Genomic DNA, 20,397 nt, shown 5'->3' on the forward strand with positions numbered 1-20,397 from the left:
TAGAAAATAAGATTGGAGAAAGTCCATGAGCGATCCCCTCGTGAAGATCGCGCGCGACGGCCATGTCGTGACGCTGACCCTCAACAATCCCCCAGTCAACGCGCTCTCCTCCGCCGTGCTGGAAGCCCTGATTGCCGCCCTTGATATGGTGGAATCCGAAGGCGAGGCGCGGTGCGTCATCCTCACCGGCACGGGCGAAAAAGCCTTCAGCGCCGGCGGCGACCTGCGGCAGGAACGCGATTTCGGCGGCCCGGAAGCGGCCAAGGCCTTTCGCGAGCTCGGCCGTCGCACGCTGAACCGGCTGGAAAGCTATTTCGTGCCCGTGGTCAGCGCCATCCACGGCTACTGCATCGGCGGCGGCACGGCCATCGGCTGGGTGTGCGACATTCGCATCGCGGCGGACAACGCCATCTTCCGCGCTGGCGATGCCTATATCGGCATGGTGCCGAGCTGGGGCATGGGCCTCACCCGCCTGCCGCGCCTGGTCGGGCGCAACCGCGCGCTCGACATCCTGCTGATCGGCGAGAATTTCGACGCCAAGACCGCGCAGGAACTCGGGCTCATCACCAAGGTGGTGCCGCGTGAAAAGCTGATGGAAGAAGCCACCTCCATCGCGCGGCGCATATCCAAGGCGTCTCCCAACGCCATCCGCGCCACCCGCGAGGCGATCGCCTTCAACATGCGCGAGGGCTGGAGCGCCATGGCGCAGTTCGAGGAGGAGATCTGCCAGCAGGTGTTCTCCCATCCGGACGCTCATGAAGGCCCCAAGGCTTTCACCGAAAAGCGCGAGCCGGTTTTTGCGAGGATTTGATGGGTATCGAGAGTCTGCTGCGGCCGCGCTCCATCGCCATCGTCGGTGCGTCCGACAAGGTGGGGCCGGGGCTGAACGCCTGGAATGCTCTTCAGCATGTGGGATTTGAAGGGCAGGTCCATCTGGTGAACCCCCGCCGGGCCGAATTGCTGGGCCAGAAAGCCTATGCCAGCCTCGCCGAGATCCCGGGCACCTTGGATGCGGTGTTCGTAGCGGTGGGTGCCGAGGCGGTGGCCGGTGTCGCCAGCGAGGCGGTGGCCAAGGGCGCGGGTGCCCTGGTCATCCTCTCCAGCGGGTTCGGCGAAACCGGCCCGGAGGGCGTGGCCGCGCAGGCGGAATTGGTGCGGATCGCGCACGAGCACGACCTTGCGGTCTGCGGGCCCAATTGCCTGGGCCTGCTGAATTTCGCGGGTAAGACCGCACTGTTCGGCACCTCGCTGCCGGACCAGATCGCGCGCGGCGGCATCGCGGCGGTGCTGCAGAGCGGCTCGGTGGGCATCGCGCTGCTGAATTCCGCGCGCGGCCTCGGCTTCAGCTATGTGGTGACCTCCGGCAACGAGGCCGTGACCACCGCAGCGGATTATATCGAGGCGTTCCTCGAGGATCCGGCGGTGACGACCATCGTGGTGTTCGCCGAGCAGATCAAGAAGCCCCAGCATTTCATCGCGGCGCTGCGGCGCGCGCGGGCGAAGGGCAAGCCGGTCATCGTGCTGAAGAGCGGCCGCTCCGCCAAGGGGCAGGAAGCAGTGAAGGCGCATACTGGCGCGGTCGCCGGCAGCGTCGAAGCCTGCGATGCCGCGCTCGCGGATGCCGGCGCGATCCAGGTGTTCTCGCTCGACGAACTGATCGAGACCGCCTTGCTGGTCTCTCAGCTCGCGCAGCTGCCGACAGGGCGCAAGGCGGCAGCACTTTCGCTGTCCGGCGGAGAGATCGCGCTGGCGCTCGACATGGCGGAAGAGGTGGGCTTTGAATTTGCCCCCATCACCCCGTCCACGGCGGAGGAACTGACCCGCCTGCTGCCGGACTATGCCCATATCGGTAATCCGCTCGATCTGACCTGGGCCGGGCTCTACGACCCCCAGGTGGCGCGCGGTTGTGCGCGAGCGATCACCAGCCAGGAGGACGTGGGCCTTCTAGTGCTGTTGCAGGATGCACCCTTCGGGCTCGGCGCGCAGCAGGCGGCGCGCTATTCGGCGCTGCTGAAATCCGTGGCGGCGGGTGCGCAGGACAGCGGCAAGCCGCTGGTCGCGCTGTCCAATCTCTCCGATCAGCCGCATGTGGAATTGAACGCCGCCGCAAAAGCGCTCGGCGTGCCCTATCTGCGCGGCACCCGTGCCGGGATGATGGCGCTCTCGCGTTATGGCCGCTGGGCCGTGACGCAGACGCCGGTTCGCGCCGAGGGGGTTTCCACCCACGCTGCTGAGGCGCGGGCGCGGATGAAGGAGGTTCCGGGGAACCGCCTTGCCACCGAGCGCGAGGCGAAGGACGTGCTGGCGGCCTATGGCATCGCCGGCCCGCGCGAAATGCAGGTCACCACCGCCGATGCGGCGGTCGAAGCCGCGCAGGCGCTCGGCTATCCCGTGGTGCTGAAAGGCCTGGTGGAAAATCTCGTCCACAAGTCCGATGCCGGGCTGGTGAAGGTGGGGCTGAAGACGCCCGAGGATGTTCGTCGCGCAGCGGAGCGCATGCTGGAGGCGGCGGCTGCCGTGAACACCGGGGCCGTGCTCGGCCTGCTGGTCCAGGAACAGGCCTCCCCCATCGCCGAATTGTTCATCGGCGGGCGCACCGATCCCGATTTTGGCCCCCTCATCGTGATGGGCGCGGGGGGCGTCGAGGTGGAACTCTACAAGGATGTTGCGGTGCGTCTCGCCCCCGTCACGCCGGAGCAGGCTCTGGATGCCCTTTGCACCACCCAAGTCTCGCGCCTGCTCGACGGATGGCGTGGCAAGCAACCGGCAGACAAAATGGCGGTCGCGCAGATCATCAGTGCGCTTTCGACTTTTCTCGCCGATTTCTCGGGGGAAATTTCCGAGGTTGAGATCAATCCGCTTGCTGTATTCGCCGTGGGCTCGGGTTGCAGTGCACTCGATTGCGTGATTATACCAAAATCCGCTCGCTCCGATTGAAAGCTCCATGCGTCCTATGATCGAAAGCAACCTCGCCACAACAGATATTGGACGGGCCGCGGCATCTTATCGTGAGATCAAGTCGCGCATCATGGACCGCCGGTTCGCGCCAGGCGAAAAACTGAGTGAAGTGCGGCTGGCGGCGGAACTGGGCGTCGGACGCTCGCCCATCAGAACCGCCCTCGCCCGCCTTCAGGGCGAGGGGTGGATTGCGGTGTCACCGCAGAGCGGCACCTATGTGAAGGGCCTCACCGACGCCGAGATGAACGAGGTGTTCGAGCTGCGCCTGATCCTGGAGCCGGCGGTCGCCGGCCTTGCGGCGGAGCGTATGTCCTCCGAGGAGGTTTCCAAGCTGCGGCGTGCGTTCGAGGCGTTCGGTACGGAGATTGCGGAGGGACGAGTCGAAGAATATTTCGCGCTCGATCTGCAAACCCACCGCGCCATCTACAGCGCCGCCGGCAATCACCTGATTCAAGGCATCCTCGTGAATCTGCTGGACAAGGTGCATTGGATCCAGCGCACCAGCGTCGGCTCACCGCGCCCGACCAGCGCGCTCGGCGAAATCCGTGAATTGCTGGCCGCGCTGGAATCGCGGGATGCGGAGCGCGCCGCCCATGTGATGCGCACCCATATTCTACGCACCGCGAAGTTCCGCAATCTGCCGGCCGGCGCTCCCGAGTCGGAAACCGAGGCTGCCAGCCCGTCCAAGGACAAGGCCGAGCCCGCCCGCCGGCGCTCCCGCGCCGGCTAGGTGCCGCGAGCCCGCGTCCTTAGGGAATGCGCTGGGTCAGCCGCACGTTTGCGGACGCGAACATATAAGTGGGAAGCGATGCGATGGCGGGCCCGGAAAAGCGCTGGGTCGAGAGACCGCCGGTCGCATCATAGGAGAAGCCCATGGCCACCACTTCGCGTGGCGCGGTCAGGAAGGCCGTGAAGACCCGCATTTCGGGGGCGCGCAGATAAGGTTCGGCGGTCAGGCTCGGCGCCAGGAACATGCGGCCGAACGGAATTTCCGCCGCCCTCGTCTTTTCCCGCAGCTTGGGCTGAGGCCCAGCCGACATCACAAGATTCTGCGGCATTCCCGCCATCGGGTCGTTGGCCGGCGCGTAACCGAGTGCCGGCGGCGGCGGCGCCTCGGTGCCGCGGGTGATGACGGCAGGCAGCGGCACCGGGCCAAGCGCTGCGGTCTGCACCGGAGCGGGCTGGGCGGGGGCGTTTGGCCGCTTGAGCGGCAAGGGCGCCATCGTCGCCTGGGCGGTCTGCTGCGCGGTGGCAAGAGCGGCGGCGATTTCCGCCGGGCGAGCGGCGGGAATGGGGGCCGCCGCGAACGTGGCACGGCTCGTGGGCGCCGCCGGCGTGCCGGTGGAGGCGGTTTCGGTGTCGTTGACCGGCGAAGTCTTCGCGGTGGCGACCCTGGTGCGGGCCGGCGCCTCGTCCGCGCCCTCGTCGTCGTCGCCGCCCTTCTTGCCGAACAGCGAGGAGAAGAAATTCTTGATTCCCTTGCCGCTGTCGTCTGAGGCAACCACCGTCGCGGCCTTGCCCCCGCGCGCCTCAAGCTCGGCCACCGCCGCATTGTAATTGGCAAGCGGCTTGCCATCGGCGGGGATATGCACGGTCTTCCCGTCCGGGAATACCTTCACAAGCTGGTCGTGGGTCATGCGCGGCCACATGCGCACGCCGCCGGTATCCATGTGCACGAACGGCGAACCGGAGGTGGGATAGAAACCGACCCCGCCGCGTTGCAGCCGTAGGCCGGCGGCGCGCAGATCGGCGAGGTTCACGCCGGGAATGTAGAAATCCATCGCCTTGCCGCGGGTATGCTGGCTCTGCTCGGCGACGCCCTTGCTGCGGGCGCGGAGCATGGCGTTGGTGGCCGGCGAGCGATAGCCGCACACCACATGGATGCTCTCCTTGGCATCCACGTCGCGATAGACCTCCCAGATCAGGTCGAACAGCTGGGGGTCCATGTCGATGGGCTCTTCCTTGCGCCAGTCGCGCAGGAGCCAGTTCAGCTTCTTGAGCACCTCGGGATCGTAGCGGCCTTCCTTCTTGAAGGTGAACGCGCCCTTTTCGCCCGTATGCATGTTCTCGATGTAGAGGGTGCGGGTGTCGCCATTGGCGACGGCATTCTGCAGAGACGTGGCGCCGCCGGCGACGATGGCGACGGCGATCGCGAGAGTACGCATCCCCTTCACCCTGAAGGCGCGGGAAACGATCTGCGATACGGAACGGGATGTTTTTTGCAAAGGCTCGAACCCGAGGCTCAGATTCATCTCAGTCGCGCAACCGGTTGGTCGCGCGGCGCGAAGCTCAACAGAGTCTTATCGGGTTCGGTTAAGGGCACGTTGACGCCCCTCGCCCCCACCCCAAGCTTGCCCGGCTTATCAACCGGTCCGCAAGGTCACAGGAGCGTGACTAACGGGCGAGTATGGCAAAAACGTGCCGATTCCATGTGGCAACATTGCCACATGCAAGCTTGAAGCGAGCCATAATCAGGAACTTGGCCGTATTTTCTCAGCGTGCGGCAGACAGCGGCCGGCCGGCCGCCATGGTTTGGCCACCAGAAAGGCCGAGCTGGGCTTTGACCTTTTCGTTGATGCCGTAGACGTCTTCGCGCATCTGCAGCCTTCCGTTCTCCACGAAGGCGGTGAAATAGACGAGATGCACCGGAATATGGTGCTTCAGGTTGATGTAGCGCTCCGCTCCGCCGAGCATCTTGCCGATCTTCGCATCGGTCCATTCGGTGGAACCGAGGCCAAGGTTGAAAATAACCTCGCCGAATTTCAGCGGCTCCTGCACCCGGATGCAGCCATGGGAAAACGCCCGCTTATCCCTGGCGAACAAGGCTTTCGAGGGCGTGTCGTGCAGGTAGACGGACTGGTTGTTCGGGAACATGAACTTGATACGACCAAGCGCGTTGCGCTCGCCGGGAGGCTGACGGAAGGAATAGCCGCCGAGGCCGGCATTCCAGTTCACCGAGCCGGGGTCCACCACCCGGCCGTTGCGCACCACTTCCATGCCCTGGCGGGCGAGGAAATAGGGGTCGGCCTGCAGCTTGGGCAGCATCTCCTTGCGGGCGATGCTCGGCGGGATGTTCCAATAGGGATTGAGGACGACATATTCCATGTCGTGGCTCAGCAGGGGCGTCGGCGTTTCCGGCTTGCCCACAACGACGCGGGTCTCGTGGACTTCGCGGTCGTTGTCATAGATGCGCACGACAAACTCGGGAATGTTGACCATCACGCGGGTCGCGCCGATGTCGCGCGGCAGCCAGCGCCAGCGCTCCATATTGGCGATGATATCGGCTGTGCGGTCCACGCCATGGGCTGAGGCCGCGACATTGAAGGCGGAAATGGTGCTGGCGCCGATGACACCGTCGGGGTCGAGGCCGTTGCTGGCCTGGAACATCTTTACCGCATCCACCAGGTCGCCGTCATACATCCGGTCATTGCCGCCGCGCACCCCAAGACGGGTCCGCAGGGCCGGAACGCGGGAATCGACATCGCCTGGCCGCAGCGTCGGGCCCGGCGGGATGCGGACGACCGGCGTGGAGGGGGGAACCGTGCGGCTGGAGGCCAGCTGCGCCTTGAGTGCGCGATAGCCTTCATGCGGCGGATTGTAGGATTGAAGAGCCGCGCTCGCGTCCGACGTGGTGCTGAGATTCGACAACACCTCGAGCGCGTCCGGGAAGCTGCGGGTCGGAACGACCAGTTCGGAAATGCGGCTCGGATCGAACCGCCCGGCCTGGGCGTGCCGTGCATAGAGCAGGGCCGTGGCGGCAAGCTTGAGTTCGGCGCGCGCGAGCGTCAGTGGATCGGCACCCGGGGAGAGGCGCGGACGCGCATAATCGCTCGGCTCCAGCCCGTCCTCAGCGGCGGCGGCGAAGCGCGCGAGCACGGCCTTGCCGCGCGCGTTGAAGCCCGAGGCGTCGACGAACACCGGCGCATCCATGCGGGCCTTGTAGAAAGTGAGCAGCGCCTCCTGCTCCTTGGCCGAACCCACCAGCGCATCGGCGCCGGGAACCGCCAGCAGCTTTGCAATCTGCTCGGCGATGGGGGCGAGCGGATCGGCTGCGGCGGTGTTCGCAGGAGCGGCGGGTGCGGCGGAGCCAACTGCCGGGGCGGCCGTGCGCGTGGGCGCGGCCGGCGGGGTCTGCGCCTGCACCGGCGCTGAGGGAGCCGGGGCGGCTGCCTGGGCCGGGGTAGTGTCCACCGGCGGGCTGCTCGAAGCGGCGCCAGCCGGCGGAAGAGTCTCGGGGGCCTTGGCGGTCGCGGCGGATGATGCGGGATTGGAAGACGGCGGCACCGCCGCATCGCGGGTGGGCGGCGCCAGGGCCGCAGGCGGCGCGGTCAGTTCCTCGTTCGCGGGCTGCGCCATGCGGTCGATGGCGGCCTGCGGATCTTCCTTAGCCGCCTGCGCGGTGGATTCGTCGGGCGCCGGCGTCTCGGCAACGGCGGGGGCGGCCTCCGGCGGGGCGCTGGGCGTGGATGCGGTGGCTTCTGGTGTGGCCGGGCGGATGGCCTGCAGCACACCTTCCACACCGTTCGGCGGGGTCGAGCGCACGACCGCGCTGGCCTGGGATGGCTGTTCCGGCGCGGTTTCGGCGGCACGCGGCGCGGCTTGGCGCGGTTCCGGGCTGGAATCGCCCGGTGTCGGCGCCTGCCCCTGGAGATGACTTGGTGCTGCGTCCCCCGCCGGCTGGGCGGGTGGCGCCGCGGCGGCGGGGCCCGTGGCGGTGCCCATGCCCGCGTCGCCCATCACCGGGCTTTCCGCGATGCCCGCGGGCGCACCCGCGATCAACGCGCAGGCGAGGATGGCGGCCGTGGCGAATGCCTTCTTGTCCTGACGGGCCATAGGCCTCTCCAAATCCCTTGCCGACGCCAACCTTCCTCGCACCGGAAGCTTGCCTGAGTGCCGCCGCGCATCAACTCACAAGCGTTGGCGTGACGGCTTTTTCCACGTTTGCTACTCGGCGGCAACCGCCAGCGGGCGGTATGGTTCCGTCACAGCTAAGCCGAGCGCGTTCAGGCGACGGTAGAGCGTCGACCGCCCGATTCCGAGCCGCCGCGCGACTTCGCTCATCCGCCCGCCATAAAGCGTTACGGCCGCACGGATCGCCTCTTCCTCGATCTGAACGAGCGCACGCACGTGACCGTGTGGATCGATCAGCGCCACCTGGGGCGAGGGCTCTTCCGCAAGGTCTTCCACGTCCGGCACGGGGGTGAGCGTCACGACATTGTGTCGATCCGCGCGCGCCTGCGCTTCCTCCCGAACCAGGTTCGCCAGGGCGATCGCATTGGTGATCGCGACGTTGAGGCGGAGCGCTCCCACCGGCTTCACCACGAAATCGCGCGCGCCAAGGCGGATCGCCGAAGCCACCGCGTCGAGGCCGCCGGGTGTGACGCACGCCACCACCGGCACAGGACACCCGCGCGCCCGCAGCGCGCCGAGCACGCCCAGCCCATCCAGCCCCGGCAGGACCAGATCGAGCAGCACGCAGTCGAACGCTTCCACGGCAAGGCGCGCCACGGCGGCGTCGCCGTCACCGACGCTCGTGCAGGTGTAACCGAGATGGCTAAGGCTCGATTCGAGCCGGCGGCGTTCGAGAAGATCGTCTTCCACCAAGAGGATGCGAGCGGTCATGGCAATCCGATACGGCTGATTCGCCAAGCTTCCGCCAAGATGGTTAAGACAGATGTAACCTTCGCCCGCCCGCGTCTGCCCTATGGACCGGGATCCAACCCGCCACGCCGCCGTTGAGGGGGCAGGCCCCGCGCGCTATGACGGGCGGAGCAAAAGAGCGTTCGGCCCTTTTCCCTTTTCTGGAGGTCTCATGCCCGGTTCCGCGACATTCGCACCCGCCGCCACCGCCGCCGCCCCCGGCGCCGAGGCGCTGCCCGAATGGAACCTCACCGACCTCTATTCCGCCATGGACGCGCCCGAGCTGAAGGCGGACCTGGATAAGGCTGACCTGGAATGCAAGGCGTTCGAGGATGCCTATAAGGGCAAGCTCGCCGATCTGCTCGCAGCGCCCGACGCGGGCGCTAAGTTGGCCGAGGCGGTCCGGCGCTATGAAGCCATCGACGACCTGCTCGGCCGCATCGCCTCCTACGGCAGCCTGGTCTATGCCGGCGACACCTCCGACCCCGCCCGCGCCAAATTCTACGGCGACATCCAGGAGCGGCTGACCGACGCCTCCACCCACCTGCTGTTCTTCACGCTGGAGATGAACCGGCTGGACGACGCGGCGCTGGAAGGCGCCATGGCGGCGGCCGCGCTCGGCCATTACCGGCCGTGGATCGAGGATTTGCGAGCCGACAAGCCCTATCAGCTCGAGGACCGCATCGAGCAGCTGTTCCACGAGAAATCCAACCCCTCGCGCGGGGCCTGGAGCCGGCTGTTCGACGAGACCATGTCGGCCCTGCGGTTCAACGTGAACGGGCAGGAACTGGCCATCGAGCCGACGCTGAACCTGATGCAGGATCCGCAGGAGAGCGTGCGCAAGGCCGCCGGCCTCGCGCTTGCCGACACGTTCGGCAAGAACGTGCGCCTGTTCACCCTCATCACCAACACGCTGGCCAAGGACAAGGAAATCTCCGACCGCTGGCGCGGGTTCACCGATGTCGCCGCCTCGCGCCATCTGGCGAACCGGGTGGAGAATGAGGTGGTGGACGCCATGGTGGCGGCCATCGGCGCCAGCTATCCGCGCCTCTCGCACCGCTATTACGCCTTGAAGGCCAAATGGTTCGGCAAGGACAAGCTGGAATTCTGGGACCGCAACGCCCCCCTGCCCCGCGTCGCCACCCGCGACATCGGCTGGAGCGAGGCGCGCGAGACCGTGCTCGGCGCCTACCGCACCTTCTCGCCTAAGATGGCGGACATCGCCGGCACCTTCTTCGAGAAGAATTGGATCGACGCGCCGGTGCGTCCGGGCAAATCACCCGGCGCCTTCGCCCACCCGACCGTGCCGTCCGCGCACCCTTATGTGCTGCTGAACTACCAGGGCAAGCCGCGCGACGTGATGACGCTCGCCCATGAGCTGGGGCACGGCGTGCACCAGGTGCTGGCCGCCCGCCAGGGTGCGCTGATGGCGCCGACCCCGCTGACCCTCGCCGAGACCGCCTCCGTGTTCGGCGAGATGCTCACCTTCCGCCGGCTGCTCGCCCAGGCCGAGACGCCGCAGGCGCGCAAGGTGATGCTGGCGCAGAAGGTGGAGGACATGATCAACACGGTGGTGCGCCAGACCGCCTTCTACACCTTCGAGCGGCACGTCCACACCGAGCGCCGCCAGGGCGAATTGACTGCCGAGCGGATCGGCGAGATCTGGATGCAGGTGCAGACCGAGAGCCTCGGCCCGGCGATCCATCTGAGCGCCGGATACGAGACCTTCTGGACCTACATCCCGCACTTCATCCATTCGCCCTTCTATGTCTACGCCTATGCCTTCGGCGATTGCCTCGTGAACTCGCTCTATGCGGTCTATGAGAAGGCGGCGGACGGGTTTGCGGAACGCTATCTCGCCATGCTCTCCGCGGGCGGCACCAAGCACCACGCCGAGCTTCTCGCCCCGTTCGGCCTCGATGCCCGCGACCCGGCCTTCTGGCAGACCGGCCTTTCGCTGATCGAGAGCATGATCACCGAGCTGGAGGAGATGGAAGCCGCCTGAGGGTTTGAGGGGTATCACCGGTTTTCAAATTCAGATTCGCATTCGAAGAAAAATCGCGTCCCAGATCAGGCCCGGCCGGGTTCGTCCGGTCGGGCCGCCTGCAAATACTCGGTTTTTGGCGGAATGTTTCACGTGGAACATTGATCTGAAGAAGACGAATCGTGGTTTTGAGCGCCGTTTCCGCAAATTTTCGCGGGCTTAAACCGACATTTCCACCAAAGTTCGGCGAGATGACACTTCGGCGGGCGCCGTCACAGGTGCGAAGGCGGCGTTCGAAAGCGATAATGGACTTGATATGATGGCTGCGAGCCGTCTGCCCCCGATCGCTGGATCGAAGAAGCGCCTTCCCTCTTTGCCGAACGCGCCACCATGAGTCTGATGGCAATGATCATCGACAAATATCTTCCGCACTTTCAGTTCTGCGAGAAACACGCGATCGAGATCGCGGCGCCTCCATCAGCGGTTCTCACAGCCGCGATGAACTATCAATTCTCCAGCGATCCGTTCTTGCGCTCAATGATCGCCGTCCGGGAGCTTCCCGCTAGGATATCGGACGTCATCGGCCGGACGCGATCAGAGCCCGCGCCGCCCTTCAGCATGAAGAACTTCAGTCTGCTCGAAGTTTCGGAGGGGCGCGAGGCGGTTTTCGGGCTGGCAGGACGTTTCTGGCAACCGAAATACGGGCTGGCGACCGTGTCGAGCGCGGGCGATTTCGACGCCTTCAACCAGCCGGGTTGCGCAAAGCTCGCCCTCAACTTTGCTGTCATGCGCCAATCAAACGACAAGACCAAGCTGACGACGGAAACCCGCGTCTTCTGTCTGGACGATGAAGCGCGGCGAAGATTTGCACCCTATTGGTATCTCATCCGCCCCGTGAGCGGCATGATCAGAAAGCGGATGCTGGCCACAATTCGGGGCAATTCCACTTCAGGCTGATCCGCTTCCGCGCGTCCGCCCGCTCAGCCCAGCTTCCGATCCCCCTCACCGTCTCCCGCCCAGGAACGTATCCACGAACCAGCGGTCCAGGGTCATGGGTTCCTGCTGCTGCGGCGGCGGGCCCTGCTGGGGGATCTGGCCGACCACGGCGGGGGGCGCCTCGTCCGGCACCGCGCCCGGAGGCAGGGGCAGGCCGAAGCCGGGGGAGCGGGCGCCGCCGGGCAGTTCGGCGATCGGCACGCCCTGGTGCGCCACCTTCATGTAGCGGCTCCAGATTTCCGCCGGCAGGTTCGCGCCCGAGGCCTTCTTGGTGGGCGAGGAATCATCGTTCCCCAGCCACACGGCGGTGACGAAGCGCGCCGTATAGCCGACGAACCAGGCGTCGCGATAATCCTGCGAGGTGCCGGTCTTGCCGGCCGCGTCCCAGCCCGGAAGCTCGGCGCGCCGGCCGGTGCCGGAGATCAGCGTCTCCTCCATCATGTGGTTCATCATGGAGACGTATTCCGGCGCCACCACCCGGCCCGGCCCGGAGGTGGTGCGGGCATAGAGCACCTTGCCGTCGGCGCCCTTCACGCTGTCGATCACATAGGGAATGACGCCGATGCCGCCATTGGCGAACGGCGTGTAGGCGGCGGCGAGTTCCAGCACCGAGACTTCCGACGTGCCGAGCGCGATCGAGGGGTTGGGATCGAGCGGAGACGCGATGCCGAGGCGCTTGGCGGTGGCAACGATGGCTTTTGGCCCCACCTCCAGCGCGAGACGCACCGAAACGGTGTTCAGCGACAAGGCGAGCGCGGTCTGCAGCGTCACCGGCCCGCGATATTCGTGGCTGGCATTTTCCGGACGCCACCCCTTGAGCTGGATCGGCGCATCCTCGCGCACCGTGTCCGGGGTGAGCCCGCGCTCCAGGGCGGTGAGATAGACGAACGGCTTGAAGGAGGAGCCCGGCTGGCGGCGGGCGGTCACCGCGCGGTTGTACTGGCTGTCCTCATAGGAGCGCCCGCCCACCAGCGCCTTCACCGCCCCGTCGGTATCGAGCGAAACCAGCGCGCCCTGGCCGACGCCGTATTTCGCGCCGGATTTTGCCAGCGTGTCGCTGACCGCCGCCTGGGCGACCGATTGCAGATTGGCGTCGATGGTGGTGCGCACCGTCACGTCGCCGGACAATTCGCCCACATAGGAATCCATCTGCTCCATCACCCAATCGGCCACATAGCCGATGGATTCGGGGCCCGTGGGCTTGGCCACCGTGGCCGGGCGCGCGAGCGCGGTCTTGGCCATGTCGGGGCTGATCAGCCCCTGCTCGCGCATGGCGACCAGCACCAGCGCGGCGCGATCCTGCGCGGCCTTCAGATTGCGCGTCGGGGCAAGGCGCGAGGGCGCGTTCACGATGCCGGCCAGCATGGCCGCTTCCGAAAGCGTCACATTGCGCGCCGACTTGCCGAAATAGCGCTGGGCGGCGGCTTCCACGCCATAGGCGCCGGAGCCGAAATAGACCCGGTTCATGTAGAGGTCGAGGATCTCGGCCTTGGAGAATTTCTTCTCCAGCCACAGCGCAAGCACCACTTCCTGGATCTTGCGGGAGAAGGTGCGCTCCTGGGTCAGAAACAGGTTCTTGGCCAATTGCTGGGTCAGCGTCGAGCCGCCCTGGCGCACCCGTCCCGAGGTGAGGTTGGTGAACACGGCCCGCGCGAGGCCCAGCGTGTCGATGCCCCAGTGATCGTAGAAGCGCCGATCCTCGATGGCGATGAAGGCCTTGGGCAGATAGGCGGGCAGTTCCTTCAGCGGCACGGCGGCGCCGCCCATGTCGCCGCGTGTGGCCAGCGGCTTGCCGTCCGCCGCCTGGATCATCACGGTGGGCGGGCGCTTGGGCACCATCAGGGTTTGCATGGAGGGCAGCTTGGAAGCCTCGTAGGCGACCACGCCGGCCACCGCCAGCACCGCCCACAGGCCGAGGATCAGCCCCCATTTGATGAGGCCGAACAGGGAGAAGAAGCCACGCCGGCGCTTGCGCGCGGTGCCGCGCGTCGCGCCGCGGCGCGCGGGCTCGGCGGCGCGCGAGTGGCGGGTTTCGCTCCGCACGGCTGCGGCTCGGGACGGGCGACGGGTGACGGCGCTGTCCTCCTCAAGCTCCTCCTCGCCTGGGGCAAAGCCAGGCTCGGCCCGCCGGCGGGTCTTCGGGTTTGCCGGCGCCGCGCGCGGTTTTTCCTCATAGGGAACGCCGCCGGGCCGGTCAGTCGCGTCGAGGCGGATGTCGAACAGGCTCTCCGGGCGCTCCAACAGAGGCTCCCGCCGTTCCCCTTCGCCTTTGCCTCTCCACGCCATGAATGTTCCGTCCGCCGCTCGGTGAGCAGACCTAAACGACCTTCGATTGCGGCCATTTAAGGGGCGGTTAATGGAACAGGCGAAAAACCGGCCCGCTTATCCCCGCAGCGCGCCGTGACGGCGCCGCGCGATTGCGATAAAGCGGAAAGCTCGGCTCGCTTTTGGGCCGCAAGAATTCAGGCCGCCCGGTATCTGGCATGAGCACGCTCCGCATTCCTAAGGGTCATCGCACCATCGGCGAACCGTTCCTGGGCCGCCTCATGAAGGCCGAGGTTCTTGACATCGCCAAGGCCCATGCGGGACGCGAGGTGGAGCTGCGCCGCGCCGTCGTGGCGCGCCTCAAGCAGGCGCTCTCGGAAGGGAATGTGGAAGCCGAGCGCCTGCTCATGGAGGACGGCTGCGGGCGCTGCTGCTCGGTGCGCCTGTCCGCGCTCCAGGATGCGATCATCGCCGCGGTTCACGAAGTCGCGACCACCATCCTCTATCCCATCGACAATCCCTCCCGCGCCGAGCGCATGGCGGTGGTGGCGGTGGGGGGCTATGGCCGCGGCATGCTGGCGCCGGGCTCGGACACCGACATCCTGTTCGTGCTGCCTTATAAGCAGACCGCCTGGGGCGAGAGCGTCGCCGAGGCGATGCTCTACATGCTGTGGGATCTCGGCCTGAAGGTGGGCCACGCCACGCGCTCGGTAGAGGAATGCCTGCGCCAGGCGCGCGCCGACATCACCATCCGCACCTCGATCCTGGAGGCGCGCTTCCTGGTGGGCGACAAGGCCCTGTTCGAGGATCTGGAAACTCGCTTCGACAAGGAAGTGGTGGAAGGCACCGCCACTGAATTCGTCACCGCCAAGATGGCCGAGCGCGAGGAGCGCCTGCGCAAGGCGGGCCAGTCGCGCTATCTGGTCGAGCCCAATGTGAAGGACGGCAAGGGCGGCCTGCGCGACCTGCACACGCTGTTCTGGATCGCCAAATACGTCTACCGCGTGCGCTCCACCGGCGAACTGGTCTCCAAGGGTGTGTTCACCCGCGATGAAGCGCGGCTGTTCACCCGCTGCGAGGATTTCCTCTGGTCGGTGCGCTGCCATCTGCACTTCCTCACCGGCCGGCCGGAGGAGCGCCTCTCCTTCGACCTGCAGCGCGAGATGGCCCAGCGCCTCGGCTATACCGAGCATCCCGGCCAGCGCGACGTCGAGCGCTTCATGAAGCATTATTTCCTGGTGGCGAAGGACGTGGGCGATCTCACCGCCATCCTCTCCGCCGGGCTCGAGGCGCGGCACGAAAAGCCGGTGCCCGGCCTTAAGGGCATGGTGGATCGCCTGCGCAGCGGCGCCAAGCGCACGAAGCTGAAGGAGAGCGCCGACTTCGTCATCGACACCGAGCGGCTCAACGTCGCCGACGATCTGGCGTTCGTGCGCGACGGCGTGAATTTCCTGCGGATGTTCCACATCGCCGACAAACGCAACCTCGCGCTGCATCCCGATGCCATGCGCCTGGCCGCAAGCTCCCTGTCGCTGATCGACCAGAAGCTGCGCGAGAACCCGGAGGCGAACCGCCTGTTCCTGGAGATCATCTGCTCCAAGAACACGCCGGAAACCGTGCTGCGGCGGATGAACGAGGTGGGCGTGCTGGGCCGCTTCCTGCCGGAGTTCGGCAAGGTCGTGGCGATGATGCAGTTCAACATGTACCACCACTATACGGTGGACGAGCATTTGCTGCGCTGCATCGGCATCCTCTCGGAGATCGAGCGCAACACCAATCCCGAGAACGCGCTCGCCAACGAGCTGATGCTCACCCTGAAGCCCCAGCGCCACCTGCTCTATGTGGCGCTGCTGCTGCACGACATCGCCAAGGGCCGGCCGGAAGACCATTCCATCGCCGGCGCCCGCGTGGCGCGGCGCGTGTGCCCCCGCCTCGGCCTCAGCGCCGCCGAGACGGAGACCGTCTCCTGGCTGGTGGAGCAGCATCTCGTCATGTCCACGGTCGCCCAGTCGCGCGACCTCTCCGACCGGCGGACCATCGAGAATTTCGCCGCCGTGGTGCAGAATCTCGACCGCATGAAGCTGCTCACCATCCTCACCACGGCCGACATCCGCGCGGTGGGTCCGGGCACCTGGAACGGCTGGAAGGCGCAACTTCTGCGCACGCTCTATTACGAAACCGAGCCCATGCTCACCGGCGGCTTCTCGGAGGTGGATCGCGGCAAGCGGGTGAAGGTGGCCCAGGCCCAGTTGCGCCACGCGCTGAGCGACTGGAGCGAGGAAGATGTGAACGCCTATTCGGCGCGCCATTACCCCTCCTATTGGCTGCGCACCGACCTGGACACCAAGGTGCGGCACGCCCGCTTCATCACGGAGATGGAAGCCGCCGGGCAGACCCTCACCACCCATGCGGATGTGGAGCCGGCACGCGGCATCACTGAGCTGACGGTGCTCGCCCCCGACCATCCCAAGCTCCTGTCGGTGATCGCCGGGGCCTGCGCGGCGGCGGGCGCGAACATCGTGGATGCGCAGATCTCCACCACCACCGACGGGCTGGCGCTGGACACCATCGCCATCCGCCGCGCCTTCGACCGCGACGAGGACGAGGAACGCCGCGCCCAGCGCATCCGCGTCTCCATCGAAAAGGCGCTGACCGGGGAAGTGCGCCTGCCGGAAGTAATGGCCCGCAAGCTGCCCAAGGCGCGCCGCACCTTCTCGGTGGAGCCGGAGGTGACGGTGAACAATGCCTGGTCGAACCGGCACACGGTGGTGGAGGTGTCCGGCCTCGACCGGCCCGGCCTGCTGTTCGAGCTGACGAACACCTTGTCGCGGCTCAACCTCAACATCGCCTCGGCCCATGTGGCGACCTTCGGCGAGCGGGCGGTGGACGTGTTCTATGTCACCGACCTGATGGGCGCGAAGATCACCGGTGCGGCCCGCCAATCGGCGATCCGGCGCGCGCTGATCACCGTGTTCGAGGGCTCGTTCGACGAGGAAGAGCCGCCCCGCCGCGCCATCCCCGCCTGAGGCTGCGCCCAGGCGCGGAGCGGCCGTCTTCGGCCCGACGCCACGACGCGATAGGGCCGGCACGGGGTTGCCGCGCGCGCCAAAGCGGGCGAATCGGCGGCGCGCCCGTCCCCTCGGATCCGGCCGCCGCAAGCCGCCCCAGAATCAAATCGGCCGGGACAAGCCCGGCCGATGGAACGCGTTTTCGCGGAAGATGAGCCGTTCAGCCGCCGGCGATGGGCAGCGGGATCGGCGCTGCGCCAGCCATGGCCCGCAGGGGGCGCTCGGCGACGGGGGTGTTGACCCGCGGCAGATCGAGACGGGACCATACGTCGTTCAGGGCTTCCGCCAGTTGGGCGATCAGCTTGTCGTCGTGATGGGGCGTCGCGGTGATGCGCAAGCGCTCCGTTCCGCGCGGAACGGTCGGATAATTGATCGGCTGGATATAGATGCCGTGCTCGGCCAGGAGCACGTCGCTCGCCGCCTTGCAGGCCTTCGCGTCGCCCACCATCAGCGGGATGATGTGGGTGGGGGTTTCCATCTGCGGCAGGCCGGCGGCCGCGAGCGCCGCCTTAACCTTGGCCACCTGGGCGCGCTGCCCGTCACGCTCGGCCTGCGAATTCTTCAGGTGGCGGATGGAGGCGGTAGCGGCAGCTGCGACCGCTGGCGGGAGGGCGGTGGTGAAGATGAAGCCGGGGGCGTAGGAACGCACCGCGTCCATCACCACGCGCTTGCCGGTGAGATAGCCACCCACCACGCCGAACGCCTTGCCGAGCGTGCCCTCGATCACGTCCACCCGGTGCATGACGCCGTCGCGCTCGGCGACGCCGCCGCCGCGCGGGCCGTACATGCCCACCGCGTGCACTTCATCGAGATAGGTCATGGCGCCATAGCGCTCCGCCAGGTCGCAGATGGCCGCGATGGGGGCGATGTCGCCGTCCATGGAATAGACGCTCTCGAACACGACCAGCTTCGGACGATCCGCCGCCGCCTGGAGCAGCTCTTCGAGATGGGCGAGGTCGTTGTGGCGGAAGATGGCCTTCTGCCGCCCGCCGCGCCGCACGCCCTCGATCATGGAATTGTGGTTCAGCTCGTCCGAGATCACCACGCAATCGGGGATCAGCTTGACGATGGTGGAGATGCCGGTCTCGTTCGAGATATAGCCCGAAGTGAAGACGAGGCCCGCGTCCTTGCCGTGCAGGTCAGCGAGTTCGCGCTCGAGCTGGACGATCTCGTGGCTGTTGCCCGAGATGTTGCGCGTGCCGCCGGCACCGGCGCCGCGCTTCGACACTGATTCGCGCATGGCCTCGATCACCACCGGGTGGCAGCCCATGCCGAGATAATCGTTGGAGCACCACACCACGATGTCGCGCGGCCCGCCCGGCGAATGCCAAGTGGCCCGCGGAAAGCGGTCCGCCTTGCGCTCGATCTCGGCGAAGGTCCGATAGCGACGCTCACGACGCAACGCGTCTACAGCGACGCTAAAGTATTGATCGTAGTCCATGGAAAACCCAGTCACAGGGTGCAAGGCACCGGACGAAGCCAGATGGCGAACGCGAATTCTTCTAATCTTAGAAGGCCACATTGCTCTCTCCCTTGACCTCGATCAAGGGGTGTGCCTGACGCGCGGCGATCCAACGCATTTTATGCATTCATTTTGGCAATTCCGCTCGCGATCCCGTGAATACGGGCTTTGCGGGCCCGAATGACGCAAAGCGTTGCCCCACAAGCGTTCAGTCGCCTAAGAATTGCGGCTCAAATTGGATCAAATTTCATCAAATTGCCGCTTGCGAAGGCGGCCGTTTTCTCATAAATCCACCCCTGCCCAATTTCGCACGTGCCTGTGGTTGCGTGCCGATCGGCGGAAGTCCGGACAAGAGGCCGGAAAGCCGCCAGGACGATCGGTAGCCGGAGGGAACCGGCCCACCCTGCTCTCAGCAGGGGACGTGACTTGAAGCAACGACGTAAGGGCTTTTTTGGTCTCGGTCGGCCCTCCAAAGGTCGGCGTTACTAAAGAGGCACTACATCTTGCCGGCCGTACGGAGTGGGACTCCCCTCTCCAAGCGCGCGCATTTCTGAAAACACCCTTGTCGTGGCTCGCGCCATGGCCGGGAAGGAAATGCCGTTCGGTTCGATGATGCGGCCGGTTTGTGACCGGCGAAGCGGGTACGGCCCGTTGGGAGAATGGCGCGTCCAAACCGCCCTTGTCCCGCGTGTGCGTGCCCCGGGCAGGCCCCGACAGCGGCGATGGCGCCGCGGAAAAGGCCTTCTCGTCCTGTCGTCGCGCGGGCAACCGCGCTTCACGAGGCTTCAGGTCACGGAGGACACCATGACCGATCGCATCCGCGAATTTCTCAAGACCCGACGCGAAGACGGACCCTGCGTCGTTGTCGATCTCGATGTCGTGCGCGCGAACTACGCGGCGTTCAGCCGTGCGCTGCCGGACACCCGCGTGTTCTATGCCGTGAAGGCCAATCCCGACGCCGCCATCCTCGCGGCGCTGGCCGAGCTCGGCTCCTGCTTCGATTGCGCCTCGGTGGGCGAGATCGACATGGTGATGGCCGCCGGCGCGGGCGCCGAGCGCATTTCGTTCGGCAACACCATCAAGAAGGAGCGCGACATCGAGCGCGCCCATAAGCTGGGCGTGCGCCTGTTCGCCGTCGATTCCTACGAAGAGGTCGAGAAGATCGCCCGCGTCGCGCCGAACGCCAAGGTGTTCTGCCGCATCCTGTGCGACGGCGCCGGGGCCGAATGGCCCTTGTCCCGCAAGTTCGGCTGCGAGCCGGAAATGGCCGCGGACGTGCTGGAGCACGCCCATCGCCTCGGCCTCACGGCTTACGGCGTCTCCTTCCACGTGGGCTCGCAGCAGAAGAATGTGAACGCCTGGGACCAGGCGCTCGCCTCTGCCGCCGGCATCTTCCGCGAGTGCGCGATGCGCGGCATCTCGCTCGCCATGGTCAATCTCGGGGGCGGCTTCCCCACCAAATATCTCCAGGACGTGCCGGCGGCGGCCGCCTATGGCGAAGCGATCTTCGATTCGCTGCGCAAGCATTTCGGCAACGAAATCCCGCAGACCATCATGGAGCCGGGGCGCGGCATGGTCGGCAATGCCGGCCTGATCGAGACCGAGGTGGTGCTGATCTCCAAGAAGGCCGAGAGCGACACTATGCGCTGGGTCTATCTCGACATCGGCAAGTTCGGCGGCCTCGCCGAGACCATGGACGAAGCGATCCGCTACCCGCTGCGCACCCCGCGCGACGGCGACGACACCGCCGCCTGCGTGCTGGCCGGGCCGACCTGCGATTCGGCCGACGTGATGTATGAGAAGACCCCGGTGCACCTACCGGTGTCGCTCGCCATCGGCGACAAGATCCTCATCGAGGCTTGCGGTGCCTATACCACCACCTATTCGGCGGTGTCCTTCAACGGTTTCCCCCCGCTGAAGTCCTACGTGATCTGATCCTCACGCTTCCATACCGACCCGCTGCCCTCGCCTGAGAGGGCGGCCTGTGCCGCGCCGCGCCCCGCCGAGGGGGACGCGCTTGCGCG

The 20,397-nt window shown here is 66.5% G+C and carries 12 protein-coding genes; 7 read left to right on the forward strand and 5 right to left on the reverse strand.

Annotated features, from left to right (window positions below; translation table 11 throughout):
* Window positions 1-25 precede the first annotated feature (25 nt).
* The 3 genes from V5F68_RS16705 to V5F68_RS16715 are packed head-to-tail and all read left to right on the forward strand — an operon-like array spanning window position 26 to window position 3,688.
* Window positions 26-811: an enoyl-CoA hydratase/isomerase family protein gene (locus V5F68_RS16705; RefSeq protein ID WP_394014148.1), complete on the forward strand. Its 786-nt coding sequence runs from the start codon at window positions 26-28 to the stop codon at window positions 809-811.
* Window positions 811-2,937 carry an acetate--CoA ligase family protein gene (locus V5F68_RS16710; RefSeq protein ID WP_394014149.1) on the forward strand — a complete coding sequence of 709 codons (2,127 nt, stop codon included), beginning with the start codon at window positions 811-813 and terminating at the stop codon, window positions 2,935-2,937. The genes V5F68_RS16705 and V5F68_RS16710 overlap by 1 nt, the downstream gene beginning before the upstream one ends.
* 16 nt (window positions 2,938-2,953) lie before the next feature.
* Window positions 2,954-3,688 carry a GntR family transcriptional regulator gene (locus V5F68_RS16715; protein ID WP_394100464.1) on the forward strand — a complete coding sequence of 245 codons (735 nt, stop codon included), beginning with the start codon at window positions 2,954-2,956 and terminating at the stop codon, window positions 3,686-3,688.
* A 19-nt stretch (window positions 3,689-3,707) separates the two neighbouring features.
* Here the strand turns inward: V5F68_RS16715 and mepK are convergent, their stop codons facing one another.
* The 3 genes from mepK to V5F68_RS16730 all read right to left on the reverse strand — a co-directional run bounded on the left by mepK (window position 3,708) and on the right by V5F68_RS16730 (window position 8,580).
* The gene (gene mepK, locus V5F68_RS16720) at window positions 3,708-5,123 is read right to left on the reverse strand and encodes a peptidoglycan L,D-endopeptidase MepK (protein WP_394014151.1); all 1,416 of its coding nucleotides are present in this window, start codon (window positions 5,121-5,123) and stop codon (window positions 3,708-3,710) included.
* A 328-nt stretch (window positions 5,124-5,451) separates the two neighbouring features.
* Window positions 5,452-7,791: a L,D-transpeptidase family protein gene (locus V5F68_RS16725; RefSeq protein ID WP_394014152.1), complete on the reverse strand. Its 2,340-nt coding sequence runs from the start codon at window positions 7,789-7,791 to the stop codon at window positions 5,452-5,454.
* A gap of 111 nt (window positions 7,792-7,902) precedes the next feature.
* On the reverse strand, window positions 7,903-8,580 hold the full coding sequence (locus V5F68_RS16730; RefSeq protein WP_394014153.1) for a response regulator: 678 nt from the start codon (window positions 8,578-8,580) through the stop codon (window positions 7,903-7,905).
* Between the two features lie 190 nt (window positions 8,581-8,770).
* Between V5F68_RS16730 and V5F68_RS16735 the strand changes: the two genes are divergently transcribed.
* Window positions 8,771-10,603, forward strand: coding sequence for a M3 family oligoendopeptidase (locus tag V5F68_RS16735; protein WP_394014154.1), 1,833 nt, complete (start codon window positions 8,771-8,773; stop codon window positions 10,601-10,603).
* Between the two features lie 384 nt (window positions 10,604-10,987).
* Entirely contained in the window at window positions 10,988-11,539 is a 552-nt protein-coding gene (locus tag V5F68_RS16740) for a hypothetical protein (protein WP_394014155.1), read from the forward strand.
* Window positions 11,540-11,584: 45 nt separating this feature from the next.
* Here V5F68_RS16740 and V5F68_RS16745 read toward each other — a convergent pair whose 3' ends face one another.
* Window positions 11,585-13,864 (reverse strand): transglycosylase domain-containing protein, encoded by a 2,280-nt coding sequence (locus tag V5F68_RS16745; protein ID WP_394014156.1) that lies wholly within the window; start codon window positions 13,862-13,864, stop codon window positions 11,585-11,587.
* Between the two features lie 197 nt (window positions 13,865-14,061).
* Between V5F68_RS16745 and V5F68_RS16750 the strand changes: the two genes are divergently transcribed.
* On the forward strand, window positions 14,062-16,869 hold the full coding sequence (locus V5F68_RS16750) for a [protein-PII] uridylyltransferase (protein ID WP_394014157.1): 2,808 nt from the start codon (window positions 14,062-14,064) through the stop codon (window positions 16,867-16,869).
* A 202-nt stretch (window positions 16,870-17,071) separates the two neighbouring features.
* Here the strand turns inward: V5F68_RS16750 and hemA are convergent, their stop codons facing one another.
* Window positions 17,072-18,352 carry a 5-aminolevulinate synthase gene (hemA, locus tag V5F68_RS16755; RefSeq protein WP_394014158.1) on the reverse strand — a complete coding sequence of 427 codons (1,281 nt, stop codon included), beginning with the start codon at window positions 18,350-18,352 and terminating at the stop codon, window positions 17,072-17,074.
* 825 nt (window positions 18,353-19,177) lie between these two features.
* On the opposite strand from hemA, the gene V5F68_RS16760 reads away from it, so the two are divergent.
* A complete protein-coding gene (locus V5F68_RS16760) occupies window positions 19,178-20,308 on the forward strand; it encodes a type III PLP-dependent enzyme (RefSeq protein ID WP_348844300.1) in 1,131 nt (376 codons plus the stop codon).
* Window positions 20,309-20,397: the final 89 nt, after the last annotated feature.

The sequence above is a fragment of the Roseixanthobacter pseudopolyaromaticivorans genome (assembly GCF_043195145.2).
Classification (GTDB): Bacteria; Pseudomonadota; Alphaproteobacteria; order Rhizobiales; family Xanthobacteraceae; genus NCEH01.